The sequence below is a fragment of the Pseudomonas sp. MF6394 genome (assembly GCF_002018845.1).
In the GTDB taxonomy this organism is placed as follows: Bacteria; Pseudomonadota; Gammaproteobacteria; order Pseudomonadales; family Pseudomonadaceae; genus Aquipseudomonas; species Aquipseudomonas lactis.
The window spans coordinates 48,459-60,117 of sequence record NZ_MVOJ01000026.1 but is presented as its reverse complement, the minus strand read 5'-3'; the positions used below and the strand labels follow the sequence as shown (position 1 = coordinate 60,117).

At 65.3% G+C, this 11,659-nt stretch carries 1 protein-coding gene; it reads right to left on the bottom strand.

The window, feature by feature from the left end; all coding sequences use genetic code 11:
- Positions 1-172 precede the first annotated feature (172 nt).
- Positions 173-11,560, bottom strand: a complete 11,388-nt coding sequence (locus MF6394_RS23295; RefSeq protein WP_078467664.1) for an autotransporter-associated beta strand repeat-containing protein — start codon at positions 11,558-11,560, stop codon at positions 173-175.
- Between the last annotated feature and the right edge of the window lie 99 nt (positions 11,561-11,659).

Below are 11,659 nucleotides of genomic sequence, written 5' to 3'. Positions count from 1 at the left end.
GAGGAATAGCACGGCTCTTACCTGTAGGAGCGAGCTTGCTCGCGAAAAAATCTCAGGCGCCGCGTTTAATCAGGATGCCGGCGTTATCGTTGAGGTTTTTCGCGAGCGAGCTCGCTCCTGCATGGGGCAAAAAAAACCGCCCTTGCGGGCGGTTCAAAAAACTCGGCCTTGATCAGAAACCGAGGGAGAAACTTACCGTCACGGCGTGGTCCTTGTCGTTGCGCGAGAGTTGGCCCGAATAGCCCAGGCCCAGTCTGCCGTTCTGGCTGATCTGGTAGTCCAGGCCCGCTTCCACCACCGCGCTGTCCTTGGCTATCGGCACGCCCTGGGTGCTGAACGAGCCACCGCCATTGATAAAGCTCAGGTCGGCGTCGGGCTTGGTGTCACCGAAGGCATGGCGCCAGCCGATGCTGCCCCGTGGGGTGATTTTCGAGCCGTTGCCCAGGGTGATGGTCTGGCCAATGCGCACGCCCAAGGTCGAGTAGGTGATGTCCTGGTCGGCATCGCCGCGCAGGGCTGCCGAGCCGCCTTTCTCCTTAATGGTGTCACTGTCGTAGTTGACGTAGGCCAGGCCGGCGAACGGTTCCAGGGCCACGGTAGGGGTTTGAATGGTGTAGCCGACTTCACCGAACACTTGTGCACTGCGTGCCTTGTAGTCGGCTTTGAGGCGTTGGCCCTCGCCACCGACGGCCACGTTGCGCTTGCTTTCGATGTCATGCCAGCTGTACGCCACGCCCATGCGTGCGGCGAAGGCTTCTTGCTGGTAGGCGGTGTAGGCCATCAGGTGGTAGCTGTCCACATCGGCGCTGGAATTGCGGCGCTTGGCGTCCAGGTCGCTGCGGGTGTAGCCGGCGGCCACGCCCACGCGCCAGGCGTCGTCCACTTGCTTGTCGGTACCGAGCAGGAAGCCGCTGAGGTTGCGGTCCAGCTTGGCGCTGTTGCTGTCACCGCCCATATGGCCCCAGGTGCCGAGCACGCGCATCCAACCGACCATCTCGCCGTGGCAACCGGCGCTGCTCAGGTGGTTCTCGCTGGGTGCCAGGGCATTGCGCGGGTCGTCCTCGCGGTAGCAACCCGGTTGGCGCAGGCGCTCGTTGACGGCGTCACGCACGTAACGCGAGTCTTCAAGCATGGCGCTGGCAGTGCTGGCGTGGATTTCGCCGGACAAGCTGTCGAAGGCCGCACGGGCTGCCGCTGCATCACCGTTAAGCAGTGCATTTTGCACCGCTGCGCCACCGACTGCAGTACCGGTGCCTAACGCCGCCGCCACGCCGCGTTGGTTACCGGTGGCCGCCACGCTGGCATAGCTGACGTCGTTGCGGCTGACCGCCAGGGCCACTTGGGTTGGGCTGTAGTTCAACGCGGTAGTCAGGAACGCCAGGTTCTCCAGGTTGGTGGTGGCAAAGGTGCCGTTGACCGCGCCGGCTGTCAGCAGAGTGTAGGTGGTGGCGCCGGCATAGGGTGCCAGGTTGACCACATTCAAGGTGCCGCCCAGGTTGGCGGTGCCGCCCACGGCCAGGGAGCCGGTGGTGGAGGGGGTGATCACCAGGTTCAGCGCACCGGTGCTGGCGTTGGTGAAGTTGCCGGCCACGGTCAGCTTGCCGCCGTCGGGTGTCACCGAGCCGTTGTTGACCAGCGAACCGACACTGCCGTTACCGGTCAGCCCTGCACCGTTGGCCACTGTGACCTGGCCGCCAAGTACCGCGCCTGGGTTGGCCGCGTTGCCCACTTGCAACACGCCCTCTTCCACCGCCACGGTGCCGCTGAACGGCTGGTTGCCGGTCAGCAACAGCGCGCCTGCGCCTTGCTTGATCAGCGCACCGGTGCCGCTCAAGGTGCCGCTGAACTGGCCATTGGTGCGCTGGGTAAACAACAACCGCGCGTTGTTGAGGATCCTGCCACGCAGGCTGGTGGTGGTGCCCGCCAGCGTACCGCCACTGACGGTGGTGCCGCCGGTGTAGGTATTGGCGCCGGTCAGCAGCAAGGTGCCGGCATCCAGCTTGTTGATGCCGCCGGTTCCCACCAGCGGTGCATCAATCTGAGCGGTCACGCCGGAATTGACCCGCACCGGCGCCAGGCTGCCATCCGCCGCATTGGTGGGGCTCAAGCTGCCGCCTTCGCCGGCGACCAGCGTGTAGCCGGCGTCCAGCACTTGCAGGCCAGTGAAGCCTTGGTTGCCGACCACGGTCACGGTGCCGCCCTGCCCGCCAAATACGGCGAACTGGTTGGTGGACGCTTGCCCTTGGGTGCCGGTGGGGTCGGTCCAGTTGGTGCCTGGGCCCCAGGTACCGCTGCCGCCGGTGATGCTGCCATCGGGGTTGGTGGTGCCGCCGTTCCAGAACTGGATCTGCCCTGGGGCGGTTTGCACCACCAGGTTGAGCTGGTTGGCCAGCGCCGTTTGCAGGCTCAGGTTGCCCAGCGCCACCGGCAAGGTGCCAAAGGTGAGGCCGTTATCGGTCAAGCTGCCGCCGTAGCGGAACAGCTGGTACACACCGACACCGAAGCCGCCCGTGTCGCTGACGTTGAGCGTGCCGTCCAGGGTCAGGTTGCCCGCCACGTTCACCGCTGTACTGGAGGCACCCGGCGCACCGAGGGCGAAGTCCAGGGTGGTGCCCGACGACAAGGCCAGCGAACCCACCGACAGTGGCGTCGCGGCACCGGCCTGGAGCACCGAGCCGTCGGCCATGTTCACCGCACCACCCAGGGTACCGCTGCCGCCGAGGGTCGCGCCGCTGGCGACTTGCACCGCGGCGCTGTTCAAGGTGCCGTTGACCAGCAGGCTGCCGGTGTTGACGTTGGTGTTGCCAGTAAAGGTGTTGTTGCCGCTGAGCAGCAACGCGCCGGTACCGGTTTTGTTCAACACGCCGGTACCGGTGAGGTTGCCGGTGTAGGTGCCGTCGCTGGCTTGCTCAAAGGTCAACGCCGCGTTGTTGGCGATAGCGCCTTGCAGGCTGGTGGTGTTGCCCGTGGTGCTGCCGCCGTTGAGCGTGGTGCCGCCGCTGTAGGTGTTGGCAGCGGTCAGCAACAAGGCGCCGTTGCCATTTTTCACCAGGCTGCCGCTGCCGCTGACCACGCCGTTGAGGGCCAGGTCGTGGCTGCCGGCCAGGGTCAGCGGGCCACCGAGGTTGAGGGCATTGGCCAGTTGCAGGTCGGTGCCGCCATCCAGTTGCGCCGCGCCGCCCACCGTTAAAGCGCCACTGCCCAGGGCAGCATTATTGCCGAGGATCAATTGACCGGCGTTCAGGCCCGTGCCGCCGCTGTAGCTGTTGACGCCATTGAGCGTCAGCGCGGCCGCACCGTTTTTCACCAGGCTGCCGCTGCCGCTGATGCCACCATTGAGGGTCAGCGCGTTGCTGCCACCCACCGTCAACGCACCGTTGAGCACGGCCGCATTGGCCAGGCTGACCGCCGCGTTGCTGTCCAGGGTGGTGCCACCGGCCGCCGTCAGGGCGCTTGTGCCCAGGGCACTGTTATTGCCCACCACCAGGGTGCCGCCGTTCAGCGTGGTACCGCCGGTGTAGCCATTGCTGCCGTTGAGTACCAGGGTGCCGCTGTCGAGCTTGGCCAGGGTGCCGGCGCCGTTGAGGGTCACGCCCAGGGTCGCGGTGGCGTTCGGGTCGACGCGCACCGCGGTGTTGCCGGTGCCGCCATTGACCAGGTTGAGCACGCCCGCCGTGCCGGCGCCCAGGGTGTAGCCGTCGGTGACGAACTGCATGCCGGTGATGTTCTGCGTGCCGTCCACCGTCACGTTGCCTGCCGCGCCTTGGAACACCGCGAAGCTGTTGACCCAGCTTTGGTTGAGGGTGCCGTCGACATTGGTCCAGTTGGTATTGCCGGCGTTCCAGGTGCCGTTGCCGCCGTCAATCGCACCGTTGCCGATCAGGCTGTTGCCATCCCAGAATTGCACGGTGGTGTTGGGCGCGGTCACCAGCAGGTTGACCTTGTTGGTGATCGCGGTCTGCACTTGCAGGTCGCCCGGCACCACGCTGCCTGGCAGTGTGCCAAGAGCCAGGCCGTTATCGGTCAAGGCCCCGGTGTAGTTGATGAGGTTGTAGACGCCGCTGCCAAAGCCGCCGATATCGGTGACATTGAGGTTGCCGTCCAGGGTCAGATTGCCGCCGACATTCAGCAGGCCTGTGCCGCCACCCAGCACCGGAGTGCCGAGACCGACATCCAGGTTCGAGTTGCCGCCCAGCACCAACGAGCCCACCGACAGCGTGCTGCCGGAGGCCAGGCCGATGTGCCCACCGTCGGCCACGGTCACCGCGCCGGCCAATGAACCGCTGCCGGCCAGGGTCGCGCCGCTGTTGACTGCCACCGTGCCGCTGGCCAGTGAGCCTGTGACATTCAAGGTGCCGCCGTTGACGGTGGCCGCGCCGCTGAGGGCATTGGTGCCGCTCAGGTTGAGCACCCCGCTGCCGTTTTTATCCAGGTTGCCGGCACCGTTGAGCGCACCGCCAAAGCTGTTATCCAGGTTGCTGCCACCCACCGCCAGCGTAGCGCCGCCAGCCACCTGCACCGTGCCGTTGCCGGCCAGGCTGTTGAGGTTGGCGTTGCCACCCAGGTTGAGGCTCGCGCCGCTGCCGACAGTGACGCCGGAGGTGGTGCCCAGCGCACCATTGCCCGCCGTGGTCACGCTGCCCGCCGCCACGGTCAGTGGGCCGCTGAAGCTGTTGTTGCCGGTGAGCAGCAGGTCCGCCGCGCCATTTTTGATCAGCGCTGCATTGCCAGCGAGTACACCGGCGAGGGTCAGGTTGTTGCTGCCAGCGACAGTGAGGTCGCCATTAAGATTGACCGCATTGGCCAGCACCAGCGGCGTGCTGTTGGCCAGGGTCGCCGCAGCGCCGACGGTCAACGCGCCCGAGCCCAGGGCTGTGGTGCTGCCGAGGGTCAGCGTGCCGGCATTGAGCGCCGTGCCGCCGCTGTAGGTGTTGGCGCCGTTGAGGGTCAGGTTGGCGCCACCGGCCTTGGTCAACGAACCCGTGCCGTCCACCACACCGTTGAGGCTCAGGTCGTTGCTACCGCCGACCGTGAGCGCTGCATTCAGGCTGGTGTTATTGGCCAGGGCCAACGCCGTGTTGGTGTCCAGGGTGGTTGCCCCATTGACCGCCAAGGCACCGCTGCCCAGGGCCGACGCATTGCCCAGGGTCAAGGAGCCGGCATTCAATTGCGTGCCGCCCAGGTAGGCGTTGGCGCCGTTGAGCGTCAGGTTGCCCGCGCCGGTTTTGGTCAGCCCACCGCTACCGCTGACCAGGCCGTTCAAGCTCAGGTCGGCGGTGCCCAGAATGCCCAGGTTGCCGGCCAGATTGACCGTGTTGGCCAGGGCGACCGCTGTGCTGCTGTCGAGGGTGGTGCCAGCGGCCGCGTTCAGAGCGCCACTGCCCAGGGCCGTGTTGGAGGCCAGGATCAGGCCGCCTGCGTTGAGTGCGGTTGGGCCGGCATAGGTGTTGTTGCCACTGAGGGTCAGGTTGGCGATGCCATTCTTGATCAGGCTGCCCGTACCCGCCACGGTGCCGGCCAGGGTCAAGGCATTGCTGCCGCCGAGGGTGAGGCTGCCGTTGACGTTGAGTGCATTGGCGAGGCTGACCGCGGTGTTGCTGTCCAGGGTGGTGCCGTTGGCGGTGGTCAAGAGGCCGCTGCCCAGGGCACTGTTATTGCCGACCACCAGCGTGCCGCCATCGAGGGCGGTGCCGCCGGTGTAGCTGTTGGCACCGTTAAGCACCAGGGTGCCGGTGTCGAGCTTGGCCAGGGTGCCGCCGCCGTTAAGCGCCACGCCCAGGGTGGCGGTGACGCCAGGATCGACACGTACGGCGGTGTTGCCACCCACGCCATTGAACAGGGTCAAGGCGCCCGCTGTGCCACCCGCCAGGGTGTAGCCATCGGTGACGAACTGCAAACCGGTGACGGCTTGCGCGCCGTCAACCGTGACGGTGCCCGCCGTGCCTTGGAACACGGCAAAGCTGTTAGGCGTCCAGGCGGTATTGAATGCACCGTTGACGCCGGTCCATTGGTTGCCGCCTGCACTCCAGGTACCGCTGCCGCCTTCGATGGTGCCATTGCCGGTGGTTTGGCTGCCGTCCCAGAACTGCACATTGGTGCTGCCGTTGACCAGCAGGTTGATCTGGTTGCCGATCGCAGTTTGCAGGTCCAGGTCGCTGGCCGGGATGTTCACCGGCAGGCTGCCCAGCAGCAGGCCGTTGTTGGTCAGGCCACCGGTGTAGTCGATCAGGCGGTAGATGCCCGCACCGAAGCCGCCGATATCGGTGACGTTTAGGGTGCCGTCCAGGGTCAGGTTGCCGTTGACCTGAACCAGCGCCGTGCCGCCAGTGGCGGGCGCGCCGAGGCCTGCATCCAGGTTGGAGTTGGCATTGAGCAGCAGCGAACCGGTGGTGAGGGTCGCGCCGGAATTGACGGCCAGGTGGCCGCCGTCGGCGATGGTCACGTTGCCCAACAAAGTACCGGTACCACCGAGGGTGGCACCACTGCCCACCGCCACATTGGCGCTGGCCAGGGAACCATTGACGAGCAAGCTGCCGGCGTTGACCTGGGCATCCCCGGTCACCACGCTGAGGCCGCCGAGGGTCAAGGCGCCCGTGCCGTCTTTGGCCAGGTTGCCGAGGCCTGCCACGACGCCGTTGAAGGTGCTGTCCAGATTATTGTTGCCCACGCTCAAGGTGCTGCCGGCCCCTACGGTTGCAACCCCGGTACCCGTGAGTGCGCCCAGGCTGGCGCTGCCGCCCAGGTTGAGGGAAGTACCGCTCGCCAGGTTGACCCCAGCGCCGACACCCAGTGCACCATTGCCCACCGTGGTGAGGCTGCCCGATTGCACATCGAACAGGCCGTTGAAGGTGTTAGTGCCGGTCAGGCTCACATCGGCCGTGCCGGTTTTGACCAGGCTACCGCTGCCGGCCAGCACGCCGGCCAGGGTCAGGTTGTTGTTGAGACCGCCCACGGTCAGGCCAGCATTGAGGTTGACCGCATTGGCCAATACCAGCGGTGTGCTGTTGGCCAGAGTAGCTGCACCGTTTACGTTCAAGGCGCCGGTACCCAGGGCCGCTGCCGTGCCCAGGGTCAGCGTACCGGCGTTGAGCGTGGTGCCGCCTTGGAAGGTGTTGACGCCATTGAGGGTCAGGTTGGCCGCGCCGTCTTTGCTCAGGCCAGCCGTGCCGGTAATCAGGCCACCCAGGGTCAGGTCGTTGCTATTGGCAACGGCAAGGTTGGCGTCAAGCACGAGGCCATTGCCCACACTCAGCGCGGCCGTGTTATCCAGGGTCGCCGCGCCGCCCACGGTGAGGTTGCCCAGACCAAGGGCGGTGGCGCTGCCCAAGGTCAGCGTACCGGCGTTCAGGGTGGTGCCACCCAGGTAGGCGTTGGCGCCGCTGAGGATCAGATTGGCCGTGCCCTCCTTGGTCAGGCTGCCCGCACCGTTGATTGCGCCGCCGAGGGTCAGGTCAGCGCTGCCGCCGATGCCCAGGTTGCCCGCCAGGTTGATCGCGTTGGTGGTGGTGACCGCCGTGCTGGCGTCCAAGGTGGTACCGCCTGCGGCGTTCAATACGCCCGCGCCCAGCGCCGTATTGCTGGCCAGGATCAGCCCGCCTGCGTTCAAGGCCACAGGGCCCAGGAAGGTGTTGGTGCCGCCGAGTGTCAGGCCTGCCGTGCCATTCTTGACCAGGCCACCGATGCCGCTGATGGCGCCGTTGAGCGCCAATGCGTTGCTGCCACCGACCGTCAGGGTGCCGCTGAGTACCGCATCATTGCCCAGGGTCACCGGGGCATTGCTATCCAGTGTGGTGCCCGCCGCAGCGGTCAGCGTGCCAGTGCCCAGCGCGGTGTTGCTGCCGACCACCAACGTGCCGCCATTGAGCAAGGTGCCGCCGGTGTAGCTGTTGGCGCCATTGAGCACCAGCGTGCCGGTATCGAGTTTGTTCAGAACGCCCGCACCGGTGATATCGACGCCGAGGGTGGCAGTCGCCAGTGGGTCGACGCGCACGGCGAAGTTGCCGCTGCCGGTGCTCAACTGCCCACCGGTGCCATTGACCAGGTTGTAGCCATCGGTGACGAATTGCATGCCAGTGATGGTTTGTACGCCATTCACACTGACGGTGCCCGCCGCGCCTTGGAACACCGCAAAGCCGCCGCCCCAGGTCTGGTTGGACAGGCCGTCGGCCGAGGTCCAGTTGGTGCCGCCCACTGTCCAGGTGCCGTTGCCTCCGTCAACAGTGCCGTTGGCGATGGTGTTGCTGCCGTCCCAGAAACGAATATTCGGCGCCGCTACCACCAGGTTGACCTGGCTGCCCACGGAGGTTTGTACCAGCAGATCACCTAGGCCGAAGCCCAGCGGCACCGTGTTGACGTTCAACGCACCGGTCAAGCCGCCGGTGTAGTTGATCAAGCGATACACTCCCGCGCCGAAGCCACCGGCATCGCTCACATTGAGGTCGCCGGCCAGGTTCACGTTGCCACCGACATTCATCAGCGAGGTCAGCGACGGTGCGCCAAGAGCCACATCCAGACTGGCCCCGGCACTCATGTTCAGGCCGCCCGCCGACAAGGTCGTGCCACTGCCCAGCGCCAGGTGCCCGCCGCTATTGATATTCGCCGTACCCAATAGCGAGCCACTGCCGGTAAGGGTGCCGCCGCTATTCACGTCGACCAACGCGCTGCCCAGGGAACCCTCGACATCCAGGGTGCCCGCGTTGATCGCCGTGTTACCGGTGATGCCATTGATTCCGTTGAGCGTGAGGGTGCCGGTGCCGACCTTGATCAAGCTGCCCGCGCCACTGAGGTCACCGTCAAAGGTACTGCTGGTGCTGACGCCACCCACCGTGAGGTTCAAACCGCCGCCGACTGCCACGCCACCCGCACCGCTGAGACCGGCCAGACTGGAATCGACGCCCAGGTTCAGCGCAGCGCCAGCGCTGACATCAACGCCAGAGGTGCTACCCAATGCACCGGCGCTGCCGGTGGTGACGCTGCCGGAGACAATATTCAATGGCCCGGTAAAGGTGTTGTTGCCGCTCAAGGTCAGGTCAGCCAAACCATTTTTGATCAGTGCACTGGCGCCGCTGATCACGCCGCTGAGGTTGAGGTCATTGTTACCCGCGAGCGTCAGGTCGCCATTCAAGGCAATCCCGTTGCCCAGGGTGAAGGTCGCGCTGGTATCCAGAGTTGCCGCACCGCCGACCGTCAAGGGACCCGCGCCCAAGGCGCCTGCCGTGCCCAAGGTCAGCGTGCCGGCGTTGAGGCTGGTGCCACCACTGAAGGTGTTGGTGCCGTTGAGGGTCAGGTTGGCCAGGCCATCCTTGATCAGCGCACCCGCGCCGCTGACTACACCGCCCAGGGTCAGCGCATTGGCGCCGCCGACGGTCAGCCCGGCGTTGAGGACAATGTTATTGCCCAGCGCCACCGCCGAGGTGCTGTTAAGGGTGGCGGCGCCGCCGACGGTCAAGTTGCCCAGGCCAAGCGCCGTGTTGCTGCCGACGGTCAGGCTGCCCGAATTCAGGGTAGTGCCACCCAAGAAGTTATTGCTGCCGCTGAGTGTCAGGCCGGCCGTGCCGTCTTTGGTCAGGCTGCCTGCACCGTTGACCGCGCCGCCCAGGGTCAGGTTGGCGCTGCCGCCGATTCCAAGGTTACCGGCCAGGTTGATCGCGTTAGTCAGCGTGGCAGTGGTGCTGGCGTCCAGGGTCGTGCCTGCGGCTGCATTCAACGTACCCGCACCCAAGGCATCGGTAGCGCCAATCACCAGCTTGCCGCTGTTGAGTGCCGTGTTGCCCAGGTAAGTGTTCGCTTGATTGAGGATCAGATCCGCCGGGCCGTTCTTGATCAACCCGCCAAGGCCCGCCACCACGCCGCCAAGGGTCAGCGCGTTGCTGCCGCCAAGGGTCAGGTTACCGCCCAGGTTGAGGTTATTGCCCAGGCTCACTGCTGCACTGGCATCCAACGTGGTACCCGCCGAGGCGTTCAACACACTGGCGCCGAGCGCAGTATTGGAGCCAACCACCAGCGAACCGGCGTTGAGGGCCGTGGCGCCGGTGTAAGTATTGTTGCCCGTAAGCGCCAGGCTCGATACGCCCTCCTTGATCAACCCGGAACCACCGCTGACAACCCCGCCAAGGGTCAGCGGGTTCACGCCATCGACGGTCAGATTGGCGTTCAAGGTAATCGCATTGCTGGTTGTCAGCGCAGCATTGCTCTGCAAAGTACCCGCACCCGCCACGGTCAAGGCACCGGTACCTAGCGCTGCGGCATTGCCCAATGTAAGCGTGCCGGCGTTCAAGGTGGTACCACCCTGGAAGGTGTTGGCGCCGCTGAGGATCAATTCGCCCGTACCGACTTTGGTCAAGCCAGTGCTGCCCGAGATCAGGCCGTTCAAGGTCAGCCCGGTAGCAGCCCCCTGCACCGTCAGGCCACCGGTTCCGAGGGTCATCAGGTTAGCCAGTGTCAGGTTGTTAGTGGTGGCTTCGATAGCGCCGCCGTTGGACGTGAGCACACCGCTGCCGAATGTCGCGTTGTTATTGAATTGCGCCACGCCGCCATTGAGCGTGGTGCTACCGCTGACCAGCGGCCCTAGCAAGGTCCAGGTGCCGCTGTTGATGGCCAGGTTGTTGAAGTTGACATAGTTGGCGCTTGAGGCCGTGCCGGTACCCGTACTGCCACCACCGACACCCGTCGTGTTTTCAAGGATCAGTGAGTTGCTGCCGCCTGCCCCGCCGTCCACCTGGCCGGTGGGCGCAAAGGTGAGGTTCACTCCGATCAGTCCGCCCAGGCTTACGCCAATGCCGCCGCCGTTGGTCACTTGCGACCCCGTGACTGCCGTAAAGGTGTTGGTACTGGCGGTCCCCATCGACACGCCGCCAGAGATGGTGCCGGTGTTGCGGAACGTGTTCCCTGTAGTGGAGCTCTCGAACGCCACGCGCCCGGTCAGGGTGCCATTATTCGTCATATTGACCTGGCCGCCACCCTGGACCGCCACCACCGGGGTATCGGAGGCGAACAGCGTCAGGCCGAGCAAAGAGGAAGAACCAATGACACCGTTGTTAACGATCGTGGTGGTGCCGCCTGCGCCGTTGGTGGCGTTCAGGGCCATGCCGTCCAGCGAGGCCAGGTTCAGCCCCAGCAACGCGCCAGTCCCGCGCATGATGCCGGTGGCGCTGTTGGTGATGTTCAACACGCTGGCTGCCGTGTTGCCGATCACCACACCACCGCTCAGCACCGAAACCAACCCGAGGAGTGCCGGGTCAATGGTGCCGGCGTTGTTCAACGTCGTGTTGTTGCCGGTCAGGGTCAGTGCTTTACCGCCCAACGTCGCATTGAGCTGCGCCCCCGCGTTGACGTTGACCGTCAGGCTGTTGACTGCACTGCTGAAGGTATTGAGAAACAGCGGCAATGACGGCACACCTGTACAGGTCACCGTCGCTCCAGCGGTGGGACTCGCCGGGCTACAGGCGGCGAACACATCCGGGCTCGCCAGCCCCATCACCAGCCCGGCCACTCCCAGGCGGATCGCAAGAGAAAGCGCAGAAATACGAGGTAAAGCGGCAGTCGCAAGTCTTCTATCCACGTTCTACTCCTTGTGGTCCAAGCCTTTCATCCGTGACTGCGTGCAAGCCTTGTTTCAACGATCCACACGCATCGAATTCGAAACACCTGACCGTGGTGA